Annotated in this window: 21 protein-coding genes; 6 read left to right on the top strand and 15 right to left on the bottom strand. The window is 60.9% G+C overall.

Features of this window, described 5'->3' with window-relative positions; genetic code table 11:
• Positions 1-20: 20 nt before the first annotated feature.
• The 5 genes from B0G74_RS22765 to B0G74_RS22745 all read right to left on the bottom strand — a co-directional run bounded on the left by B0G74_RS22765 (position 21) and on the right by B0G74_RS22745 (position 5,078).
• Positions 21-929: a LysR substrate-binding domain-containing protein gene (locus tag B0G74_RS22765; RefSeq protein ID WP_132377146.1), complete on the bottom strand. Its 909-nt coding sequence runs from the start codon at positions 927-929 to the stop codon at positions 21-23.
• Between the two features lie 75 nt (positions 930-1,004).
• Positions 1,005-1,952 carry a PDR/VanB family oxidoreductase gene (locus B0G74_RS22760; protein WP_132377145.1) on the bottom strand — a complete coding sequence of 316 codons (948 nt, stop codon included), beginning with the start codon at positions 1,950-1,952 and terminating at the stop codon, positions 1,005-1,007.
• 22 nt (positions 1,953-1,974) lie between these two features.
• A complete protein-coding gene (locus B0G74_RS22755; RefSeq protein WP_132377144.1) occupies positions 1,975-3,339 on the bottom strand; it encodes an MFS transporter in 1,365 nt (454 codons plus the stop codon).
• Between the two features lie 69 nt (positions 3,340-3,408).
• On the bottom strand, positions 3,409-4,458 hold the full coding sequence (locus tag B0G74_RS22750; RefSeq protein WP_132377143.1) for an aromatic ring-hydroxylating dioxygenase subunit alpha: 1,050 nt from the start codon (positions 4,456-4,458) through the stop codon (positions 3,409-3,411).
• A gap of 161 nt (positions 4,459-4,619) precedes the next feature.
• Positions 4,620-5,078, bottom strand: coding sequence for an MEKHLA domain-containing protein (locus B0G74_RS22745; RefSeq protein WP_132377142.1), 459 nt, complete (start codon positions 5,076-5,078; stop codon positions 4,620-4,622).
• 254 nt (positions 5,079-5,332) lie between these two features.
• On the opposite strand from B0G74_RS22745, the gene B0G74_RS22740 reads away from it, so the two are divergent.
• A complete protein-coding gene (locus B0G74_RS22740; protein ID WP_132377141.1) occupies positions 5,333-5,542 on the top strand; it encodes a DUF1059 domain-containing protein in 210 nt (69 codons plus the stop codon).
• Between the two features lie 132 nt (positions 5,543-5,674).
• On the opposite strand, the gene B0G74_RS22735 is transcribed toward B0G74_RS22740, so the two are convergent.
• From B0G74_RS22735 to B0G74_RS22725, 3 genes are all read right to left on the bottom strand, one after another.
• Positions 5,675-6,049 (bottom strand): tautomerase family protein, encoded by a 375-nt coding sequence (locus tag B0G74_RS22735; protein ID WP_132377140.1) that lies wholly within the window; start codon positions 6,047-6,049, stop codon positions 5,675-5,677.
• A 95-nt stretch (positions 6,050-6,144) separates the two neighbouring features.
• Entirely contained in the window at positions 6,145-6,945 is an 801-nt protein-coding gene (locus B0G74_RS22730; RefSeq protein ID WP_132377139.1) for an acetoacetate decarboxylase family protein, read from the bottom strand.
• A 507-nt stretch (positions 6,946-7,452) separates the two neighbouring features.
• A complete protein-coding gene (locus tag B0G74_RS22725; protein ID WP_132379292.1) occupies positions 7,453-8,508 on the bottom strand; it encodes a methyl-accepting chemotaxis protein in 1,056 nt (351 codons plus the stop codon).
• Positions 8,509-9,351: 843 nt separating this feature from the next.
• Between B0G74_RS22725 and B0G74_RS22720 the strand changes: the two genes are divergently transcribed.
• Positions 9,352-9,792, top strand: a complete 441-nt coding sequence (locus B0G74_RS22720; RefSeq protein ID WP_132377138.1) for a YkgJ family cysteine cluster protein — start codon at positions 9,352-9,354, stop codon at positions 9,790-9,792.
• Between the two features lie 187 nt (positions 9,793-9,979).
• Positions 9,980-10,579 carry a short chain dehydrogenase gene (locus B0G74_RS22715; RefSeq protein ID WP_132377137.1) on the top strand — a complete coding sequence of 200 codons (600 nt, stop codon included), beginning with the start codon at positions 9,980-9,982 and terminating at the stop codon, positions 10,577-10,579.
• Between the two features lie 176 nt (positions 10,580-10,755).
• Here the strand turns inward: B0G74_RS22715 and B0G74_RS22710 are convergent, their stop codons facing one another.
• From B0G74_RS22710 to B0G74_RS22695, 4 genes are all read right to left on the bottom strand, one after another.
• Positions 10,756-11,790 (bottom strand): esterase, encoded by a 1,035-nt coding sequence (locus B0G74_RS22710; RefSeq protein ID WP_207915692.1) that lies wholly within the window; start codon positions 11,788-11,790, stop codon positions 10,756-10,758.
• 22 nt (positions 11,791-11,812) lie between these two features.
• Entirely contained in the window at positions 11,813-13,165 is a 1,353-nt protein-coding gene (locus B0G74_RS22705; RefSeq protein WP_132377136.1) for an MFS transporter, read from the bottom strand.
• 79 nt (positions 13,166-13,244) lie between these two features.
• On the bottom strand, positions 13,245-14,426 hold the full coding sequence (locus B0G74_RS22700) for a CaiB/BaiF CoA-transferase family protein (RefSeq protein ID WP_132377135.1): 1,182 nt from the start codon (positions 14,424-14,426) through the stop codon (positions 13,245-13,247).
• Between the two features lie 63 nt (positions 14,427-14,489).
• Positions 14,490-15,296 (bottom strand): citryl-CoA lyase, encoded by an 807-nt coding sequence (locus B0G74_RS22695; RefSeq protein ID WP_132377134.1) that lies wholly within the window; start codon positions 15,294-15,296, stop codon positions 14,490-14,492.
• A gap of 169 nt (positions 15,297-15,465) precedes the next feature.
• Here B0G74_RS22695 and B0G74_RS22690 point away from each other — a divergent pair, with 169 nt between their 5' ends.
• Both B0G74_RS22690 and B0G74_RS22685 read left to right on the top strand, forming a co-directional pair.
• Positions 15,466-16,428, top strand: a complete 963-nt coding sequence (locus B0G74_RS22690; protein ID WP_132377133.1) for a LysR substrate-binding domain-containing protein — start codon at positions 15,466-15,468, stop codon at positions 16,426-16,428.
• 28 nt (positions 16,429-16,456) lie between these two features.
• Positions 16,457-16,702, top strand: coding sequence for a hypothetical protein (locus B0G74_RS22685; RefSeq protein WP_132377132.1), 246 nt, complete (start codon positions 16,457-16,459; stop codon positions 16,700-16,702).
• 142 nt (positions 16,703-16,844) lie between these two features.
• Here B0G74_RS22685 and B0G74_RS22680 read toward each other — a convergent pair whose 3' ends face one another.
• Entirely contained in the window at positions 16,845-17,654 is an 810-nt protein-coding gene (locus B0G74_RS22680) for a hypothetical protein (RefSeq protein ID WP_132377131.1), read from the bottom strand.
• A gap of 319 nt (positions 17,655-17,973) precedes the next feature.
• On the opposite strand from B0G74_RS22680, the gene B0G74_RS22675 reads away from it, so the two are divergent.
• A complete protein-coding gene (locus tag B0G74_RS22675; RefSeq protein WP_132379288.1) occupies positions 17,974-19,344 on the top strand; it encodes a sensor domain-containing diguanylate cyclase in 1,371 nt (456 codons plus the stop codon).
• Positions 19,345-19,374: 30 nt separating this feature from the next.
• On the opposite strand, the gene B0G74_RS22670 is transcribed toward B0G74_RS22675, so the two are convergent.
• Both B0G74_RS22670 and B0G74_RS22665 read right to left on the bottom strand, forming a co-directional pair.
• Entirely contained in the window at positions 19,375-19,740 is a 366-nt protein-coding gene (locus tag B0G74_RS22670) for a response regulator (RefSeq protein WP_132377130.1), read from the bottom strand.
• 42 nt (positions 19,741-19,782) lie between these two features.
• Positions 19,783-20,424 carry a response regulator gene (locus B0G74_RS22665; protein ID WP_132377129.1) on the bottom strand — a complete coding sequence of 214 codons (642 nt, stop codon included), beginning with the start codon at positions 20,422-20,424 and terminating at the stop codon, positions 19,783-19,785.
• Positions 20,425-20,769: the final 345 nt, after the last annotated feature.

The raw sequence follows: 20,769 nt of genomic DNA, 5'->3' as shown, positions 1-20,769 counted from the left end.
CGCGATCGGCGGCGAAGTATTCAGCCGGATATATCCGCGGCGTTGTCGCGCGCCATCTCGGCGAGCAGCCATGTGCGAAACGCGGCGACGCGCGCGAGCGATTCCTCGTCCAGCGGATACACGAGGTAGTACGAGCCCTGGCCGCGCGCGGTATGCGGCAGCGCTTGCACGAGCCGCCCGGACGACAGCTCGGCCCGCACCATCGCCGGATCGACGACGGCCACGCCGAGGCTTTCGCAGGCGGCCTGAATCACCATGATGCGCGACGCGAGCAGCAATTGCCGGCCGCCGACGGGCAGCGGATCGCGCGCGGCATCCGCCCACAAGGTCCAGTCGTCTGGCCGCGTCTTTGCGGTGAGCAGCGTGAAGCGCGCGAGATCGGCGACGCTGCACAGCGGACCGTTGGCCGCGATCGCCGCGGGCGAGCACACCACGACCAGCGACTCCGCGCGCAGAAAATCGCATTGTGCGCCGGGCCAGCGGCCATCGCCGTATGCGATCGCGCAATCGAGCGCATCGCGTTCGAGATCCACCGGCGCGATCGACACGCGAATCTCCACGTTGGCGAATTGTTCCTGCACGGCCGTGAGTCTCGGCAGCAGCCAGTGCATCGCGAAGGTAGGCAGCGAATTCACGACCAGCGGCGCCGCGCGTTCGTTGGCCGCGACGCGCTGCCATGCCGACCACAGCCGCTGCAGGCATTGATCGACTTCGCCGTGCAGCAGCCGCCCCGCCTCCGTGAAAGCAAGGCCACGGCCGGTGCGCGTGAAGAGCCGCGTGCCGAGCCGGTCTTCGAGCACGCCGAGTTGATAGCTCAGCGCCGATGGACTCAGGTGCAGTTCGCGCGCCGCATGCACGAGATTCAGATGGTGGCCGATCACCTGGAAGCTGCGCAGATGATTGATCGAAGGCAGCGTTTGCGTACTCAAGGGAAAGGCTCCGTCGACAAGCATCACGCATCGTACTCACGCGCGCCGCACGCCGCAATCCGGGTATGCCGCGCCTCACAGGTCGAGCAGGAGTTCGTCCGATCGCGAGCGCGAGCAGCAAGGCAGGAACTGGTCGTTGCAGGCACGCTCGGCGTCGGTCAGATACAGATCGCGATGCTCGGGTTGCCCGCCCAGCACGCGCGTGAGACAGGTCCCGCACACGCCCTGTTCACACGACGTCGCTATCTGCACGCCTTGCGCGGCGAGCGCCTGCACCACCGTTTGCGCGGCGCCCACCTGCACCACCCGCCCGCTGCGCGCGAGCCGCACGCTGAACGCACGGTCGCTAGCGGTATCGGCGACGGGCGCGCCGAAGTACTCGCGATGCAGTTCGCGATCCGGCCAACCCGCCTGCTTCGCGGTCGAGAGCGCATGCTCCATGAACCCCGCGGGACCGCACACGTACAGATGCCAGCCGGGGCGGTAACGGCGCATGACGCGCTCGAAGTCGAGCCGCGCGTCGGCCGGCGCGTCGTCGACATAGAGCGTGCAGCGACCTTTCAGCAGCGGCTCGGCGAGCCGGTCGAGAAAGGCCGCGCGCTCGCGTTCGCGCACGCAGTAATGCAGCTCGAACGAACCGCCGGCCCGCGCGAGCCGCTCGGCCATGCACAACAGCGGCGTGATGCCGATGCCGCCCGCGAGCAGCACCGAATGCCGCGCATCGCGCGCGAGCGGAAAGTCGTTACGCGGCCCTTCGACGTGCAAGCTGTCGCCCACCCGCAGCGCATGCATCGCGCGCGAACCGCCGCGCGATCCGTCAGCGTGCTGCACTGCGATCACATAAGCGTCGTCCTGTTCCGGACGCCCGCATAGCGAATATTGGCGCACGAGGCCAGCCGGCAGATGCACGCTGATGTGCGCGCCCGCCGTATAGGGCGGCAGCGGCTTGCCGTCGAGCGGCGCGAGTTCGAATACGCGGATGCCGGCTGCGGTTTCTTCGATTCGTGCGATGCCTACTTTCATATGAGTTTTGAGTGTGAAGTCGTCAGGCGCTCTGGCTCACGCTCGTCACCGCGTGGCGGCGCGACAGCGTTACGCATAGCATCAGCAGCACGCCGATTGCCGGCAGCAGAGCGACGGCGAAGAGAATGGTCTCGGGTTTCCAGCCGTTCGCAAGCACCGCGCCCACCAGCATCGGCGAGCCGATCTTGCCGATCTGGCCGGCGGCGCCGCCGAGGCCGAGCGCGGTGGAACGCACACGGGTCGGAAAGATCAGCGCGAACAGCGCGAGCGGCGCGGACTGGCCGATTCCCCCCGTGAAGCCAATCACAAAGCCGCTTGGCAGCAGCACGCCGAAACGCGTGACTTCGCAGGCGACCACCACGGTGGCGACCGCGAGCAGCAGCAGCGACGGCAACAGCGAGCGCGTCGGCCCGAAACGGCTCACGACGTAACCCGCTACACCGAGTCCGAGCATCGAGCCGATGTCGAGGCTCGCGAGCACGTACGACGTGTGCACCACCGAAATGCCCGCAGTCTGCAGAAGCGGTGTGAGCCACACCGTCATCACCTTGATGGTCGCGTAGCTGAGCATCAGGATGCCGAGCAGCAGCAAAGTGATCCCCGTGCGCCCTTCGCTGAAAATCTCCCGCACCGGCACGCCGCCGCGCGCGGGCTTTTGTGCCGCCTCGGACCCAGCGCTCACGCGCAGCGGCTCGACGTCGATCGCCTCGTTGGGATAGAGGCGCTGGAACACCGCGCGCAGCTTGTCCATCTTGCCGCGCGAGGCAAGGAAATGTGGCGATTCCGGCAGCCACGCGATGATCGCGAGCGCCGCGGCAATCGACAGCACGCCACCGACCACATAGACCGCGCGCCAGCCGTAATGCGCCAGCACGTAGCCGTTGATCATCGCGCCCACCGCCGCGCCGAGCGAATAGTTGGCGAACAGCAGAGCGACCGCGAGGCCTTTCGAGCGGCTGTGCACATATTCCGCGCCCAGTGCGAGCACGCATGGAAAGATGCCGCCGAGGCCCACTCCGCCGAGAAAACGCACGATCAGCAGTTGCGTGTAGTTGTTCACGGACGCCGTGCCGAGCGTGAGCGCGCCGATCAGCAGCGCCGCGACGATCACGAGCGGGCGGCGCCCGACCCGGTCGGCGAGGTAGCCGAACACGAAGGTGCCGATCAGGCCGCCGAGCTGCAGCACCGAGAACACCACGCCGAAGCTCGCCAGCGGCACGTTCAGCGCATGCGCCATGGCCTTGGTGGCCACGCTGATCGACTGGGTGTCGAGCCCGTCGAGAAAGATCACTGATCCGCACAATACGAGAATCAGGCGCTGGCAGGCCGAGAGCGGCCGGCTGTCGATCAGCGAGGCGGCGGCGCCCGGCGAAGCGGTTGATTGCATGTCTGTCTCCGTAAAGCGGGCGCTTTGCGTCCCGCCTGTTTTGTTTTTTAAGCGTGGTCCGCGCGCACTTCAGGCGACGGCGGCCGGGGCGGGTTCGTCGACGCGCGCTTCGGCTTCGATCATCGCCGCGAGCAGGCGCCGCGCGCGGATCGCGGCGGCGTCGGTCGCCAGCAGGATCGGCCGCATCGACAGCAGTTCGCGATCGCCCATGCGCGTCTGCACGCCTTCGATCATCGGCTTGTCCTGCTCGTGAAAGCCCATCTGCTGCCAGCGCGTCGTCTCGTTGTCGGCCTCGGCGTCGTCGAGGCGATAGTTGCGCGAACTCGCGTAGAGATATTGCGTCGAGGCCGCGCCGATCGGCGTGACGATATGCGTGCCGATACGCACGAGGCCCATTTCGCGCGGCCTGCCGACGGGCACGACGCCGGTCTCCAGCATGCAGCATCCCGGCGCGTGCCAGCGAATGTTCAGCCAGTATTCGACGGGCGCGTCGGGGTCGTCGAGAAACGGCCGGAACGATTGCGGCGCGCGCGTGGCCGGTATCGTGCGGCGGCTTTCCAGCGCACTGCCGTCCTGCACCACGTCGTGTTTCGCCTTGAGGAAATCGTCGACCTGCTGATACGGCGCGTGCAGGTAGTTGACGTGCGAGAGGTCCATCAGGTTGTCGACGACCAATTCGTAGTGCGCTTTTTGCGTCATCTGGTCGCCGACGGTTTTCAGTTGCGGCGACAGCAGATGCGAGAAATCGGGAATCAGGCTCCGGTCGGCGCGCGACAGCTCGCCCGCCCAGATCCAGATCAGCCCGTGCCGGTCCGCGGCGGGAAACGCGCGCACGCGCGCGGCCGGTGGAATGCGGCCGTCGCCGTGGGGATTCAGCGAGCACGCGCCGCTGCAATCGAATTGCAGGCCGTGATAACCGCACTCGACGCCGTCGCCGACGCGCTTGCCCATCGACAGCGGAGCAAAACGATGCGGGCAGCGGTCGATCATCGCGACGGGCGAGCCGTCGTGCTTGCGATACAGCAGCACCGGCTCGCCCAGCAGATCGCGAGTGACGAACCCGGACCCGACGTCACGGCTCCAGGCGGCCGCGTACCACGTGTTTTTCAGAAGCTTCATGACTCGTCTTTCCTCGGATAACGCTGGTATTGGGGATATACGCAGGTTATCGGGGGAAGACGGACAGAACAAACGCAATTATTTGCTGGCTGAATCGCAAATTTTCGATGGCTGGAGCAGGGAGCGAAGCGGACACACCCGGTACCCCTCGGTATGCACGATCAAATGTCGCGCGTGCGCGGGATGACAACCGCCTGGCCGTGCAATTTGCCTTCCCCATCGAGAAGTTGCCACAGTGTTGCTTCCTCGATCATGAAGCGCTGGCCTGACTTGGTGATGCGCACGCCCTTGTAGCCCGCCTCATAGCCAAGCCGCTGCACGCGTGCGAGGAACTGTTGTCGCTCCTCGCGATTCGGGGCTTCAGCCGAGAGCCGGGACGGCAAACGGGTAATTTCATCCCAGCTATATTCAAAGCGACGCTGCGCCGCCTTATTGCCGTAAATAAAGAGCGGGTCGGGATCGGTGTTGTGCGCAAGCACCGCGAACGGTGCGCTCTCGTAGAGCCATTCGGCAGCTTCGACTACGGGCATGGCGTGCGGCACCAGAGGGTGGCCAAGCACCCGGGCGTAACTGTCGGTAAGGAGTTGGTAGAAAGCTGGATTGCTGTGGAGTGGGGTCATCTAAGGCGTCTCTACGGTGATCGTGGGCTCTGTGTAAACGCGGAGGCGTTCACGATACAGCATCTTCAGGCAAAGTTTCTTGAGTCAGGCGGTGGCAAGGGGTGGTGATCCATGACCTCAGGACCAGCAATTGCGAGGGAAATGTGAACCTCGCGTCCAGCCACGTCGCCCGCTTTCGCGACGCGTCTGCCCGCGTGTCCACGGTGTGTCACCGTGCACCCATATTCCTGTAAGAAGTGACAAGGAGATTTCAAATGAAAACCATGACGTGCAAAGAGCTCGGCGGTAAATGTGAGCAGAAGTTATCGGCTGAATCATGGGACGAAATGGTACAGGTCATGACGAAACACGTCATGGACAAACACCCGGATGTCGCCAAGGAAATGGAAACAATGCACAAACAAGATCCGCAGAAGTGGGGTAAAGAAATGAAACCAAAATGGGACGCAGCGCCTGAATGCTGATCGGTCGCCCCGTCTCGCACGCCGCATCTGCGCAGAATGCCGATGCGACGCCCTGCAACACGTTGCAATGCGGGCTTTGGAATTGCGTTCATCAGGAAGCGCGGACGCTCGTTGGCGCCGCCGCCCTCACCTCTATTCGTTCGCGATGTCCGGCATGACCTGTCCCATCTCCATCGCCTGACTGGCCGGCACTTCCTGAATGCCGATGACAAGCTGGTCATCGGGCGCTCCCGTCGCGGTCTGAAACAGTTTCCAAAGACGCTGTAGCAATTCCCGCTTGTATGCAGGCGACCGCCCGGCGCGCATCAAAAGCGTCAGCGCGGCAGTTGCCGCGGGTTCTCCGGCGGTGAACCCGCTGCCCGGCGCATAGTCCTGAAACACGACATGCACCCAATTTTTCGGCACACCCGCGTATTCGGAATGCAGGGTCGTCAGCTCTATTGCGAGCTTGGCCTTGGCATCACTGCTGAGTGCGCCGTCCTGAGTAGTCAAGGTATAGAGCGGCATGGAAGCGAATCCTCTATCGACGTTTCGCGGACATTTTCATCGACGGTGGCCCACATAAGCTGCCTCCTTGCCAACTCACGGGGCCGTCCAGACGATCAACCGACGTAGTTCTTCAGAATGCGCAGGTCGGTCACGGAATACGCCATACCCAGCCGATAACCCCGGCCGACGCGCAACGGCGCAATCAGATGCATGTCCTCGCCATCGACTTCGGGAAGCTTCAGTTCCGCCGATCCGGTCCAGACATCCACGATCGCGAGATTGTCCGTGAGCGACATGGTCAGTTCGTCGACGGGTGGCTTGTCCTGACTGCCGGCCGCGAGTTGGGGAAAGTAGCGGCGCATCGTCGTCGGCCGATTGAAAACGGTCGTCGGGTCAGCGACAGGTTCCTCGAGCTGGATACGGGCGGTTGCCAGCCGCTCTCCGTGCGCGGACACGCTGGCGCCGAAGCGACTTCCCTCGGCAAGCGGCGCAGCCGCCGCGCTGGGAGCGGAGAAACTGCGGGTCTGATAGACACTGGCGAGTTTCTTGGGAAAACCCTGCGCCCATCCGCGGGCGATGGCGGCATCGTTGTCGACGAAGATGTACGGGCAGTAATTGATCGGCAGCCCGTCGAAGACTGCCTCGACCAGAACGAAGGCCTCACGGTATTGATACCGGGCAGGATCCGTCACTTCGTCATTGGAACCGGTGAACTGCCAGTCCAGAAACCAGAAGAAGGCGCGCCCTCCTGATTTCTCGTCCACCGTGACGCCTGGCGGCAGAAGCGCAGCGATTGCTTTCTGGTCGGCCCAGTATTCGATGGCGAGGCAGTCGCTGGAATAGTGCCACGGAGGCAGTGTCGCCAGTGCGGACTTTCCTTGCGGAGTGATGGGAACGGAAAAAGCTTTTGGCATCTCGTTTCGTCCTGAATTGGCGCGACACTAAGTCGCCGTACGTGGAATCGTGGCGTTGCCTGGAAACGCCGCGTATCACCTGACGCGGACGAGTCGAGCGCACAACTCATGGCCACGATGCGATTAGCGGCAGCGCTGCAGCCAGCGTGCCGCGAGTGAGGCAATAGTGCCGTGCCTCGTCTGCTAACGCTGTCCAAATCGCACGATCGACTAGCGTATTAGCACGGTATGTACGCCTTGAACCGCAAGCCAGTAACGCCTGCGCTTACCTGACCCCGGGCGCAGCAAGGACCTTCGCCCAACGAGCGAAGATCGGGATCTGCGATCTATGTGACGGCCCGCTTTGCTCCACCCTCCCGTGAGCATAGTCAGCGCGCTGGAGCACGGCTATTACATAAACCTGTAGTCACCTGCGCCCTGCGTCCCTCGCGAACCAGGCCGCGGCGCGTGCGCGAATGCCACCATTGCAGATGACCCAACCCGCGTGTGTTCACGCCAATGACACGGTTACGGTGTTCGATCCGGCTGTTGCTCGATGACGCCGAACCAGCCCATACCGCGATAAGTTTCATAACCCGGAGTCAGCGCATACCCGACAAGCGATCCCCCAGCCGTACGGTAGGTTCCGATATCAGCCCTGTTCGGTGGCAGGTCGAAGCGCATACTCTCGCGGCCCGCTGTTGCAGAGGAGGCGATCACTCGACCACATGCGTCGACGATCATGCAGCGCGTGCGCTCCCGTTCTCCACTGGTCAACCGGACGCTATTTACGACGGTCGACGCCTGCTTGGCCCAATCGAAGAACACCGCCAGAACGCCGACGACCTTTCCGTCACTTGCACCGTCCTGGCGGATCGCCGTCGCATAGGTGGCAACCTGCGCGCCGTTCAATCCCGCGGCTACGTCAACGTTGGCGGTTGCGTACTCATCGCCGGACCGCGTAGCGAGCGCCGCGGCGAACCAGTCATGCTGGGCTGCGTTCACTGTGCCGACGACTGGAAACAGCGAAGGTCTTCCATTCGCAACGACACGACCCTCGATATCCAGCACCCAGATGTCGAGGTATACCGTATAGCTATCCAGGATGACCGACAGCCGCTTTGCCGCATGCGCGGCAGCCGACGCCGATCCAGTCGTCATGCAATCGACAAGCGCTGCATCGGTTGCCCACCAACGCACGTCGCATGAACGTTCGTAGAGGTTGCGGTCGATCACGTCGATCATGTTCAACGCAAGGTCGGTCAGACGCCGGCCTTGTTGCCGCTCGAGCTCCGTCACCATGCGTTCGCTGATGCTGGCCAATTCCTTACCGAGTTCGCCAGTGAGTTGCCCGATCCGGCCGGACACGTTCTTGACCTGGTTGGCGACGACCGCAAAGCCGCGACCGGCCTCTCCTGCACGAGCGGCTTCGATCAACGCGTTGATGGCGAGATAGGTCGCCTCGCGATTGATCAGGTCGATATCGGCGATCTTATCCGTGGATATCTTGCGCACTTCGCGGGTCAACTCGGCGATGACCGCCCCTTCGGACGATTGACGAGGTTTTGCCTGCTCTATGGACATTTTCATATATCCCAGTTGCGTGCGAAGTGGGGAGCCCGTGGCTCCTCGCCGACTCGGAGAATTAATCGGGATTAACGGCATCCCGATACGAATACTTAAGGAAGACACGACCGATATTGGCGCTTTGATGCGCCATTTTCGTATGCACCGACGCTGTGCATTTTTTGTTGCCCATTGCGCCGGTCGCGAGCGACCGCGTTGGAGTTCGCCAACGTGCAATGCTTGCTATTGCGTTTTCTTATTTGAAATTAGCAAGATCTTCTTTACAGCCTTTTTACTTGCCGCTGCATTTGGAGCACGCCTAGAATCTCAAGAAGATCAAATGAAGGAGTGGCGGCTTGCGCAATCGATGTCGTCGATTTTCTGGCAGTTTCGCTGTCTGACCTGCAGGACGTCGCGCGCTCTTCTTTCAGCCGCTGTCTTGCCAGCCGGCAGACAGTGCACGTCGCAGCTAATTCCCCATACACGCTTGATAGCGCCCATGCGAATGCAGCTTTCGCGCGCGTTCGCGTGGCGCCATGTCGCGTCCGTCAAGTCGCGGCTGTGCTCATTCGCACCATTTGGATTACTAGAAGCTCAATGCTCGGAGAAATATGATGAACCTAGGCCTTCTCCTTTCACAACTGCCCCACGTCCAGGAATCGCGCACCCACTACGACGCCATGCTCGCAATGCATGCTCGCGAACCACGCAAATTTGCTGCGTTCTGGCAGCGCCTTAAAGCGCTCTTCTCATAGTTTTCGGCGCTTTTTCGGCACTCATGAAAAGCCCGTATGCGAGGCAGCACAGCCGGGGGCTGCTAGCCGCGGCAACCAGCCGTACGATAAACGGCTCAGTACGAATATGACCAACAGCAAAATCGTTCAACTACTTCATGTCCAGGACGACAACCGTGTCTTCGTAGATATGGCTGACGACGAAAGCAACCCGTGCTTGTCGTGCGGAGCATGTTGCCAGCACTTCCGGGTGTCGATGTATATGGGTGAAATGGCGAGTTCGCCAGGCGGCACGGTGCCGGATGAGCTCGTATCCGCCGTCAATCCAGTCATTGTCTGCATGAAGGGAACGGAGGCCGGCTATGGACGCTGCGTCGCTCTGCGCGGGGTAGTCGGCAAGCCTGGCATCCGGTGCGAAATCTACCCTCTGCGGCCGTCGCCATGTCGCGAATACCGCGTATGGCTCGAAGATGGAACACCTAATCCCGATTGTCAGCGACTGCGAAAAAATATTGGACTAGTGCCGCTGAAGCCCCGGTCCGCTGTGCAAGGCGTCGCGCAGTGCTAAATGGCGGACATGGCGTGCTGCTCCTCTACGAGAGCGAACGGGCCATTTTCGCCCGGTCCGCGGCGCAGCACGACGCGTAGCGTTCACGTTGCCGCGAGAGGTAGTACGATATTCAAGTCCTGTCTCCTCACGCCTTGCGTGATGTGTCGTTCCGCGCCGCGGGACCTTTCCAGACATAGGAGAACCTATGCGTGTACTGATAGTCGGCGCAACCGGACTGCTCGGCAAAGAGATCGTTCGCCTGCTTTCGCCCGAACACCAGATCATCGGCGCCAGCCGTACGGGCTCAGACCTGTCCGTCGATCTCGCAGACAAAGCCTCCATCGTGTCCATGTATCGGCAACTCGGAACCGTGGATGCCGTGATTTGCGCCGCAGGTTCGGCGAAATTCGCGCCGCTCGAAGCGCTGACGGATGAAGATTTTTCGTTCAGTCTGGCCAACAAGCTGATGGGTCAGGTCAATCTCGTCCGATGCTCCGTCGGCCATGTTACGCAAGGTGGATCCCTGACGCTAACCAGCGGCATCCTGGCCCAATATCCGATGCAAGGCAGCCCCGCCGTGAGTATCGTGAATGCCGGGATCGAGGCGTTCGGCAGGTCGGCGGCGCTCGAACTGCAGGGCAAGACACGGGTCAATGTCGTGAGTCCGGGCTGGGTGTCCGAAACCCTTGCCGCGATGGGCCAGGCCCGCTCTGCCGGCGTTCCCGCCGAGGCCGTCGCCCACGCGTACAAACGGAGCCTCGTCGAGGACATCACGGGGCGGGTCATTCAGGTCGCGAAGTGGTAAGAGAGGGCGGCGAGTTCAACACCGCTCGCATGACACTGGCGAGCTTTATTTCCTGGGCTGGCGCGCGGATCGAAAACCAAGACTATCACGCGACAGTTCACGCGTCGGCGCTCCCCGCCTCAACCTGATGTTTGAGCAACGTGTTCGTCCATGGGATGACCGCCTATCAGAGCCACTCAATGCACCTTGTGCTTAATCCAGTCTGTCACAACGTCTGCGATTTTCAGATTGTTTCGGTCCTGCATTAGCATGTGTGAGTTTCCGTGCATTCCCAGTTGCGTCGTCTCCACCACATCAACATGGCCGCCGGCAGCATTCACCGATGCAGCGAATGCCTTGCAAGCTGCGTAGTGCGCGGCCCAAGGGGGTGACTCAACAATGAAGTCGCCATAGAGAAGCAGAATCGGAATCGTGGCGTAGCGCTTAGCTTCCAGATTTGCAGCCGGGCAAGCGGTCGGCTCGACGGCCACGATCGCGGCGATTCCGTCCGCTCCTCCTGCGACGGCCTGGAACGGATAGATTCCAGACTGGGAATGGCTGATGAGTACGGTCTTTCCTAGCCGCCCGGATAGCAATCCGAGTGAAGGCACCGTGGGATTCGGCGTCGACATGGAGTAAGCCCAGTCCGGAACCATCTGCTTCCACAACTCATCCTGTGCTTCCAGCGGGAATTGAAGACCGGGGTACGCTTCCGGATACCGTGGACCAAACCTGAAGAGCGCCCAGGCGAATTCCCGGCCGACCGAAAAACCAGAAGGGAGTGCATCGGGCGGAAGCTTGCCAGTTTTGACCGCGCCCACGGACGCTGCGTTCGCAGCAGACCGCCCTCTTGCAGCCTGGTCCACCACGTATGTCGGGAAGCCTTTTCGAACGAAGTACTCGGCCCACCCCATGCGGCCATCTGGCGTCGTCTCCCATTCCGCACCGGTCAGGCAACAGCCGTGAATGAAGACCACGGATGTCGAACGCGGGTGGACAGGCACCTGGTACTGGACGTACATCTGCTCAACAGTGACTGTTCCTTTCGGGTCCGCCTGCGGCAACGTCGACAAGGTATCTGACGTGATATCCCGCCCGCCTACGAAGAAGCTTCCTTGCTTCGCGATGGTAAGAGGCTTATCAATGTCGATACTCTGCGCGAACGCCGGGCAGGTGGCCGTGCACAACGTGGCCAGTGTCAACGCTCGTTTTAACTTCGCGATGAGCGACATACGGGTCTCCTTGAACCTTCTTTTATTTCGCTACGCCATTGCGCATCGCCACCGCGATCACTGTTGCGCCGCACGTCAGGACGAACGCCGCGAGATACGAACCGGCGCTTATCGAATGGGTGACCGCCGTCAGCGAGCCAATCGCGGTCGGAGCGGTGAGGCTGCCCAGTTGACCAATGCTCGATATCAGCGCGATTGAACCGGCTGACGCCGTGCCCGACAGGAACGTAGCCGGAATCGTCCAGAAGATGGCGGTACACGTCAGATACCCGATGGCCACAAGCGCCAGTCCGGCGATGGCAGGGCCGAACGACGAATGCGCCGCGCCAAGAAGCACCGCGCCCAAGGCCGACACCAGAGCACAACAGGCAAAGTGCAGGCGACGCTCGTCGCGGGCATCCGAATGCCGGCTCACTGCCAGCATGCCGATTGCACCGATGAAATACGGAACGGCGGACAACAGGCCAATATGGAAGGGATTGGCTACGCCCGCCTGGCGGATCACGGACGGCGCCCAGAAGTTGAGGACACTTCCGGCCCAGGTGATGGTGAAGTATCCGAAGGCACAAACGTACACTCGCCAGTTCCTGAGGGCCGCCCCGAAGTGCGAAATCTGATGGGATGTCGAACCCGGCACGGCTTCCAGTTCGCGGACAACGATGGCCTTTTCATGCGCCGATAGCCATTTCGTCGACTCCGGGCTATCTGGCAGATACCACAAGGCGCACACCCCAACCAGCACCGGCGGGATGCCCTCCAGAAGGAACAGCCACTGCCACGCATGCAGCGCCTGCCACCCTTCCGCGTTGCTCAGAATCCAGCCCGAGACCGGGCCGCCAGTGATACCCGCGACCGCGATCCCAAGGACAAAGGCGGAAAGCACCCGTGCACGATACCGGTTCGGAAACCAGGTTGTCAGGTAATAGATGATTCCCGGGAAAAAGCCTGCCTCGGCAACACCCAGGGCAATGCGGGCCACATAGAACTGCGTGGGATTACGCACGAGCATCATGGAAATGGATACCAGGCCCCACAACACCATGATTCGGGCGATGGTTCGCCGAGGTCCAATGCGGCGCAGAAGCAGGTTGCTCGGCACTTCGAACAGCACATAGCCGATATAGAAGACCCCGACACCAAGGCCATATGCAGCTTCAGTCAGCCCGATGTCGGTCTTGAACTGGAGATGGGCAAAACTGATGTTGACCCGATCGATATAGTTGAGGACATAGCAAAGAAAGAGAAACGGGATGATTCGCTTCGCTATGCGGCCGAATGTGCGCTCGACATCCGCAGGCGCCGTCGCAGCGGCGTCGACGGATGACGGCATGCCGGCCACCCGCTCCTCCGCAAGCGTTCCCTGGGGCATTTTCATTGACGTGTCTCCAATTAATAGTATTTGTGCGCGTATTCAAACAACGTATCCATTGTCCTCAATGGAGGAACATCCGCAGCTACAGACTTTGCTGCATCTTCTTCGCGGAGCGGGCCCGCTTCTCAAGCCTCTCACGCACCGGAGACAGAATCTCGTCGTTGTGCTCGCCAAGGGTTGGAGGCGCAACGACGTCCAACGGCCGCTCATCATCAAAAGTCACTGGCGAGCGCACTGTCCGGAACCGCCCCATCACCGGATGCTCGGTTTCTACAAGCAACTCGAGGTGTTTCGCCTGCGGGTCTTCCAATGCCTCGCTTGCGTCGTACATCGGCGCGTGGGGGACATCATTAACCTCGAGGCGCCGGCACCATTCTTCACGGGTGCGTGAGATGAAAATCGAGCCGAGCACTTTGATCAGTTCTTCCTGATGCGCGATCCGGCCAGCCCGGTTTGAAAAACGCGGATCTTCGAGTAATCCTGGCCTCTCTATTGCATTGGTAAGCCCTGCCCAGAACTTCTCGGGTGACGACATGTGAAGTGCCAGCCATTTTCCATCGGCGCACTCCATCACATATGACTGGGAGACGCTCGGTCGGCTGTATGGGCCCATCACCTCGCCCGCCGCATAAAAATGCGTAAATGCGTCGAGGTTGAAGTGCGACATCGCCTCGAGCATGGAGACTTCGACCTTGCGGCCAACGCCGGTGTGGCTGCGCTCATGGAGCGCGCCGAGAATGCCATAAGTCGCGTAGAAGCCGGTGAGCGAATCCGCAATTGCGGGTCCCACTACTCGCGGATTTGCCGGATTGATGAGCAGACCGAGAAAACCGCTGGCGGCCTGGGCGACCGAATCATAGGCCGGTCTTCCCGCTGCCGGTCCGGTCTGTCCAAACCCGCTGATCGCGCAGTAGATGAGCCGCGGGTTAATCTCACGCAGGCGTTCATACCCGGCATTGAGACGCTCCGCCGCGCCCGGCCGGAAGTTCTGGATATATACATCCGACTCGCGAATCAGTTCGTCGAACAGAGCGAGGTCGCTGTCATTTTTTGTGTTCAGCGTTACGCTGCGCTTGTTCCGGTTATATGTCTGGTAGTGAGGGCTATACAAGCCACCCTTGAACGCACGAAACGGGTCTCCGTTTTCAGGGTGCTCGATCTTGACGACGTCCGCGCCCAGGTCGCCAAGCAGCATGCCTGCCGCAGGCCCTGTAATGAACGTTCCTTGCTCGAGGACACGAAGACCTCCGAGAACTTTTGCCATTCACTGCTCCGAGTTTGCTATGTGCGTTGCGTACGCGATGACTGACCTGGACGTAGACCGCCTTTAAATACCCGGGACGAAACCGTCCGGCGCGTCGCCGTCGTAAACGAGTCCGTTGGTCGCCTGGTAAGAGAGCGCAAAGCCTATTGACCGCGACAGTTCCTCAGTGAGGTGCCCGATGAGCCCGGCGGTCCTGGCGAGAATGGGCACGCCTTTGAGCGCTTCCAGCGGAAAACCGACACCGAGCAGGACAGCGGGGATAGCCGCGGAGACGTTCAACATGAGCGACTTGCCGACCACCTCGGGGATCACTGCCTCAATGGCCTCGGCGATGCGGACATACTCGAGATTGGCGCCTGCCTGTTGCGCAACCTTGAAGAGGGCCGCGACACGCGGGTCACGTGCCTTATGCAGGGGATGACCGTATCCCGGTATGGTTCGCCCTGCAGCCCGATACTCACTCACCACCGCGGACGCCGCGCGCGGAATGCCGCCACTCTCTTCGGCGCGCCGACGCACCTCATCCAGCAGCCGGCCACAAGCCTCCGAAGCACCGAGGATGACGGAGCCGCAACCCAGAACGCCTGCGGCAACGGCGCCCTGCAGCGCATCGGGCGCTGCGGCGAGCGTCATACGGCTTGCCTGCACGCTGGGCACGAGGCCATGCTCCGCGATGGCTACGAGCGTCGCATTTAACACAGCGGACGCCGGCGATGACGGGAGCCGGCCGGTGACCAGCAGGAAGAAGTAGTCGGTGAACGAAATCTTTCCAATGAGTTCTTCCGAAAGGTCGCGCCCGCGCACGACAATCGTTTGAGAGTTGGATGTCGAGATCGCAGTCCGGGGAATCGTTTCCTTGCCGATTTTCATCTTGATGTCCGTTTTGTCGGTGTCCGCTCGCGACGAAGTCTCCTTTCATCGCTTCAATGTGGAGCAGTTTACGACTGGCCAAGCATCGACAGAAATGGTATTTTTCACTAGCTCATAATCGATGCCATCGATAGATGAGCGTGCAGGACAACCTCTTTCGCCGGCCCATATGGAACTCCGCCATCTCCGCTACTTCGTCGCGCTCGCCGAACAGCTGAATTTCACGCTAGCGGCCGAGAAGGTGCATGTCACGCAATCCACCCTCTCCCATCAGATAAAACAGCTCGAAGACGAACTGGGCAGCCGCCTCTTCGAGCGGGAAAGTCGAAAGGTGACGATGACCCAGACAGGCGAGGCGTTCCTTGAAAGAGCGCGCAACGCCCTTCGCGAAGTCGACGAAGGCCTGTGGTCCGTTCGAATGGCCGCTGAAGAGATGAGCGGCGTGGTGCGAATTGGCACGACGCACACCTTCAATATGCGCATCATTCCGCGATGCATATCGGTCTTCGTAGCGCGTCACCCCTCCGTGCGCGTCGAAGTGATGGAAATGTCGGGTGACGACATCGCAGAATCGCTCGCGCGCGGCGGTCTCGACATCGGCGTGACTTACAAACCGCAGAATGCCTCCGGCCTGCGATTCGAGGCGTTGTACACAGAAGAGATGATGCTGGCCGTCGGCCTGACTCATCCGTTCTCTAAACGACGCTTTGTTCGAATGTCCGAACTGCATCTGCAGAAGATCGTGCTTTTGCCCCGCTCGTTCGCAACACGTGCACTTCTTGACGAATGCTTCCGCATGGCGAACGCTACGCCCGTTGTCGTTGCCGAAATGAACGCCATTGCACCGATGATGGAACTGGTAAGCTCGACGGACATTGCGGCAATCGTTTCTGAACATGCAACGAGGCGTGAAGACGTGCGAATGATTCCGGTCGAGAGCCCCACGCCGACGCGCGCGCCGGGCCTGATGTGGCGGACCGAGGAAAGTCGTTCCCCGGCCGCGCGAGCCTTCGCGTCAATTATCCGGTCGGTTTGCGCCGAGGCGAGCCACGACAGGCGACGCGCAAGTTCACGCGCCGCTGCTCGAAAAAAACCGAATCAGCGCCAGGATTCAAACCCCGTTTCGAGTTAGTCTCACCGCAGACGCCACGAGAACATCAATGCAGAACGCGCCCCTATTCCATGTACTGCTCGACCATCTCGAATCGATCGACGCATCGCCGGCGGAAATCGCGCGCTTCATCGATCGCTGGCACCAGTTGAAATCTCATGAGGGTTTCCCGTGCCCGGTCTGCTACCTGCGCGGAGAAGACCATGCGCTAACCCTGCTCGCCGCGCAACCCGCGATCCAGCCGATGCTCTGCCCCGCTTGCGAGACGCTCTACAACGTGCCCATTGAAGACTGAGGCACCTTAGGGCTCGTCGCCACAGTCAGCCGGATACGCTCACCTTGACGCAGCCGTCACTGCGACCTCGTCACGCGAGAGGTCGGGTTGCGGCGAGTTGGTCCAGACAATCGACCCATTTCAGAGAGCCTCACAACCTCTGCTAACCGGTTATGTACCGCGAGGGAAGTACTGGCGCATCAGCAGGAATCCGCACGACTGCGGTGTTCAGCCACGCCTGCGGGGTGCCCTGCGAAACCGCATACGCGCCGACGTAAGGCATCATGCAAGTCGTCTGATAGAGCTGTGGCGTCCAGCCTGAAGGCGCCAGAAAAATCGTCGTCGCACGCTTCTCGCTGTACGGACACGCACCGAATGTCGAAATATTCCACAGGGTCTGCTTGTACGTGTCGTAGTCGATGTTATGGCGTTGCGAACCCGCCTGCCATCCTTCGAGCTGGATAAACGTGTTGTAGCTGCCTGCGCTGGCGTACGGATCGTTGACCGTGCGTCCGGCGAGAAACGCCAGGATCAACCCACAGTTTTCCGGCGCAAAGCTGCCGCTGACATCCAGATAGTACGTGCCGGTGATATTGGTGACGCTCGCATAGTGCGAGTTGCCCATGTCGTGCCGCGTCGGCAGGCCAGCCGAAGTGAAGAACTGATCGAAAGCGCTCATGGCAACGCCCGCCGGCAGATCGTCCTTCGCACTGACGGCGACGAAATGCGCGCCCGCCGCCAGCAAGCTGGTGAACGCTGTCACGCTCGCGGCGTTCCACTTCGCACCGTCGCCGAATGGAAACGCACGATAGCCGCTGATAGCGAACACGGACGGATTGGTGCCCGCCTGCCAGGTGATTTGCGGCACCCACATGGTCAGCGGTCCGTTGCTCGCCGCGCCGCTCATGTAACGCGCGAGCAATCCGATCAGCGCCGCGTCCTGCGGCGGACAAGCCGCGTTGTTTCCTGACATGCTGCCGCCCTCGAGCCACTGTTGTTTCCTGACATGCTGCCGCCCTCGAGCCAGTGTTGTGCCCATTGCGCGGCGAAGCCCGCGACGTTTGGCTATCGGGCATCGATGCAAAGCGGATGAACCGGGCGCGTTCTGCTCGGGTTGTGATGAGTGCGAGCCCGCACTGAATAAGCTGAAAGCCTTTCGTCGGAGCGGATATGTAGGACAATATGTTCCGTCAGCAGCGCACTCCGCACTCTACCGTCCAGCACACATACAGATTGGATGGTTAGCGACGCCGATACACCCAGAAGATAGAACATCAACCAAACGGGTCAGAATGGACAGCTTGCTTATCGGGCCGGCGACACGCAAACAGGCCGTTTTCGCGGGTACATTTGCGTCGCTTGTTCTGCTCACCTTCGTGATCGCGGGTCCGCGCGCGCACCAGACGTTGCCGGCAATCACTTCCTTCATGCCGATGTGCGCGCTCACGGTGTTCACCATGTCGGGAATCGCCGCGTTCCTTCTCGGCGCCCGCTTTGCCGTAACGCAACAACCGATGATCGGCGCGCTCGGCGGCGCATACGCATTCACGGCGATCACCGTCGCTTTGCAACTGCTGATGTTCCCTGGCATTTTCACGCGCACTGGCCTGTTCGGTGCCGGCGCTTACAGTGCGGCGTGGATGTGGGTTTTCTGGCATGCGGGATTCCCGCTGCTCGTCATCGTGGCAGCGCTCATTCGCGACCGCTTTCCGGGCAAGTCGATCGAACTGCCTCATATCGACTTCTGGACCTGGGCGCTGATCGGTGTTCCAACCGCGCTTGCCGCCGCGCTAGGCGTCCTCGCTGTTTATGCGGATCTGTCGGCGCCTTTTCATATGGCGCCCGAAACGGGCGTGCTCTCAGGCGGCCGAACCGCGGTCGTTATCTGCTCGCTTGACGTTCTGGCCATTGTCGTCGTTTTGATAAAAGGGCGACTGCGCACGGTGCTCGATCTGTGGATCACCATCGCCCTGCTGGCGTCGTTCGTGGACGCTACCCTGAATCTGCTGAGCATCGTTCAGTTCACGCTCGGCTGGTACGTCGCACGGGCCTTCAGCATGCTGGCTCCCGGCGTCCTGGTCTGCGTCCTGGTCTGGGAAGTCACTGTTCTCTATCGCAAACTGTCCGAGGCGCACACGACTCTGTTGCATACCTCCATACGCGACGCACTGACCCGCGTTTATAACCGCAGCTATTTTGACGACCAGTTTCGCAGGGAATTCGAGCATGCGACGCGCAACCGTCAGCCGCTCTCGCTCGTCATGGTCGATGTCGACAATTTCAAAGACTACAACGACGCTTTTGGTCATCTTCGTGGCGATGCCTGCCTTAGGGTGATTGCGGGCGCGCTGGCAGGAACCGCGCGCCGGCCAGGCGATTTCGTCGCCCGTTACGGCGGTGAAGAGTTCGCGCTCGTGCTACCCGACACGGGATTGAGCGAGGCATCGGCGATTGCCGAGCAGGCCAGGCTCGCAGTCATGGACTTACGATTGACAGCGCCGATACCCGCCGGTCAGATCACCATCAGCGCCGGGTGCGCGACGACGATCGACCCAAACACACTGGGCACGCCCAGCGCACTCGTTCACGCAGCGGATGCCGCGCTTTACGACGCAAAACGTGCAGGACGTAATCGGGTTCAGTCCGTCACGTCGCTGCCGTGAAGCGTGACTGTCTGTTTCAGGGCCAACCGCTCAAACGATACTATCCAGCAGGTCCAGCAACGCGTCGCCGTCAACAGGCTTTCTGAAGAAACCCAAGGCGCCTCTTTGCAGATAGCAGTCTTCCGTATGCCCGCTCGAGTTCCCGGTGATGATGATGACGGGTGTAAGCGCGTTCGAATGAACCGTTCTTTCGAGTACTTGAATACCGTCAATGGGCCGCATTCCCAAGTCCGTGATAACGCATACCAGACCGGAGTAACCATCGGAAAAGAAATCCAGTGGCGATTCGTAGACTCGTACTCCATACCCGCCAGACGCAAGCAGGTTCGCAAGAGACGTCAAAACGCGCCGGTCGTCATCAATTATGGCGACGGTCCGAACCGGAGGCGTGGGCATTTTTTTCTCCGCTCATCGCTTCTCACGAAGAATTAATCGACCTCAGACATCGGACGTGGTTGTCAGCGATGCTTCGAGTTGCAGTTTGCTGGCCTGCCTGACGAGAGTAGCAAATGAATCCGCCTGCATTTTTCTCATGATGTGGCCGCGATGTACCTGCACGGTGTATTCGGTGATGCCAAGAATTGCTGCCGCCTGCTTGTTGAGCAGACCGCTTGCGAGTAACGGCAAAATCTCCTGCTCGCGAGGCGTCAGCGATTGATAGAGAGCCCAGAGTGTCGTCGCGTCCTCCGCCTCCTTGCGAAGCACGTATGCTCTCGCGAGAGCCGCATCGACCGCGCCCATCAATGCGTCTTCATTGACGGGCTTGGTGAGGAAATCAACTGCCCCGCCCTTCATGGCCAGGACCGCGGACGGCACATCGCCTCTTCCCGTAATGAAAATGACAGGAATTCGCGAGTCCGTGCGTACCAGCTTCTGGACTTCCAGGCCATTCATGTCTGGCATGCGCATGTCCAGGATCAGACATGCAACGACATTTTTTTGACGCGGCGTGTCCAGAAACTCTCCACCGGAGCTGAATGCCTGAACGTTTCTTCCGTTTGCGCGCAGCAGTGCGGAGAGTGCTTCCCGCACCCGTTTTTCGTCGTCGACCACGTAGACCAATTCGCTTGCGGATTCCATGGAACCCCTCGGTGGTTAGGTGAAAGTCCCTCCTAACTTCGGCACAGCCGGGCCACGATAATCCCGCTGAATGTCCGTATCGCGCGGTCGTGCCGACAAAAAAACCATTGCCATCGGAAACGTCACATGAGACCACGGACGGCTGTGTTGTGCATCACATGAATATGTAATGGCAGCGCCCAAAATGAAGTTGTAGGCTCGGCACCCGTTGCGAAATGGCCCACAAGGTCTGTCACGAATGGTCTGCACACGTCCTTGCGTTGACGTGTGCCTGAACCATCCCCGCACGGTCTGGCTGCGCAAATGCGGGCGCTGGTCAATGAATGCCCAGGTGGAAAGGCTTAC

This window comes from Paraburkholderia sp. BL9I2N2, assembly GCF_004339745.1.
In the GTDB taxonomy this organism is placed as follows: Bacteria; Pseudomonadota; Gammaproteobacteria; order Burkholderiales; family Burkholderiaceae; genus Paraburkholderia.
The sequence above is the reverse complement of the archived record's forward strand: the minus strand, read 5'-3'. Positions and strand labels throughout refer to the sequence as shown.

Excerpts from the sequence above, each read along its gene's own strand:
- B0G74_RS22760 (WP_132377145.1), bottom strand. The coding sequence starts at position 1,952 with ATGAAAGTAGGCATCGCACGAATCGAAGAAACCGCAGCCGGCATCCGC.
- B0G74_RS22755 (WP_132377144.1), bottom strand. The coding sequence starts at position 3,339 with ATGCAATCAACCGCTTCGCCGGGCGCCGCCGCCTCGCTGATCGACAGC.
- B0G74_RS22750 (WP_132377143.1), bottom strand. The coding sequence starts at position 4,458 with ATGAAGCTTCTGAAAAACACGTGGTACGCGGCCGCCTGGAGCCGTGAC.
- B0G74_RS22745 (WP_132377142.1), bottom strand. The coding sequence starts at position 5,078 with ATGACCCCACTCCACAGCAATCCAGCTTTCTACCAACTCCTTACCGAC.
- B0G74_RS22740 (WP_132377141.1), top strand. The coding sequence starts at position 5,333 with ATGAAAACCATGACGTGCAAAGAGCTCGGCGGTAAATGTGAGCAGAAG.
- B0G74_RS22735 (WP_132377140.1), bottom strand. The coding sequence starts at position 6,049 with ATGCCGCTCTATACCTTGACTACTCAGGACGGCGCACTCAGCAGTGAT.
- B0G74_RS22730 (WP_132377139.1), bottom strand. The coding sequence starts at position 6,945 with ATGCCAAAAGCTTTTTCCGTTCCCATCACTCCGCAAGGAAAGTCCGCA.
- B0G74_RS22725 (WP_132379292.1), bottom strand. The coding sequence starts at position 8,508 with ATGTCCATAGAGCAGGCAAAACCTCGTCAATCGTCCGAAGGGGCGGTC.
- B0G74_RS22720 (WP_132377138.1), top strand. The coding sequence starts at position 9,352 with ATGACCAACAGCAAAATCGTTCAACTACTTCATGTCCAGGACGACAAC.
- B0G74_RS22715 (WP_132377137.1), top strand. The coding sequence starts at position 9,980 with ATGCGTGTACTGATAGTCGGCGCAACCGGACTGCTCGGCAAAGAGATC.
- B0G74_RS22710 (WP_207915692.1), bottom strand. The coding sequence starts at position 11,790 with ATGTCGCTCATCGCGAAGTTAAAACGAGCGTTGACACTGGCCACGTTG.
- B0G74_RS22705 (WP_132377136.1), bottom strand. The coding sequence starts at position 13,165 with ATGAAAATGCCCCAGGGAACGCTTGCGGAGGAGCGGGTGGCCGGCATG.
- B0G74_RS22700 (WP_132377135.1), bottom strand. The coding sequence starts at position 14,426 with ATGGCAAAAGTTCTCGGAGGTCTTCGTGTCCTCGAGCAAGGAACGTTC.
- B0G74_RS22695 (WP_132377134.1), bottom strand. The coding sequence starts at position 15,296 with ATGAAAATCGGCAAGGAAACGATTCCCCGGACTGCGATCTCGACATCC.
- B0G74_RS22690 (WP_132377133.1), top strand. The coding sequence starts at position 15,466 with ATGGAACTCCGCCATCTCCGCTACTTCGTCGCGCTCGCCGAACAGCTG.
- B0G74_RS22685 (WP_132377132.1), top strand. The coding sequence starts at position 16,457 with ATGCAGAACGCGCCCCTATTCCATGTACTGCTCGACCATCTCGAATCG.
- B0G74_RS22680 (WP_132377131.1), bottom strand. The coding sequence starts at position 17,654 with ATGTCAGGAAACAACGCGGCTTGTCCGCCGCAGGACGCGGCGCTGATC.
- B0G74_RS22675 (WP_132379288.1), top strand. The coding sequence starts at position 17,974 with ATGGACAGCTTGCTTATCGGGCCGGCGACACGCAAACAGGCCGTTTTC.
- B0G74_RS22670 (WP_132377130.1), bottom strand. The coding sequence starts at position 19,740 with ATGCCCACGCCTCCGGTTCGGACCGTCGCCATAATTGATGACGACCGG.
- B0G74_RS22665 (WP_132377129.1), bottom strand. The coding sequence starts at position 20,424 with ATGGAATCCGCAAGCGAATTGGTCTACGTGGTCGACGACGAAAAACGG.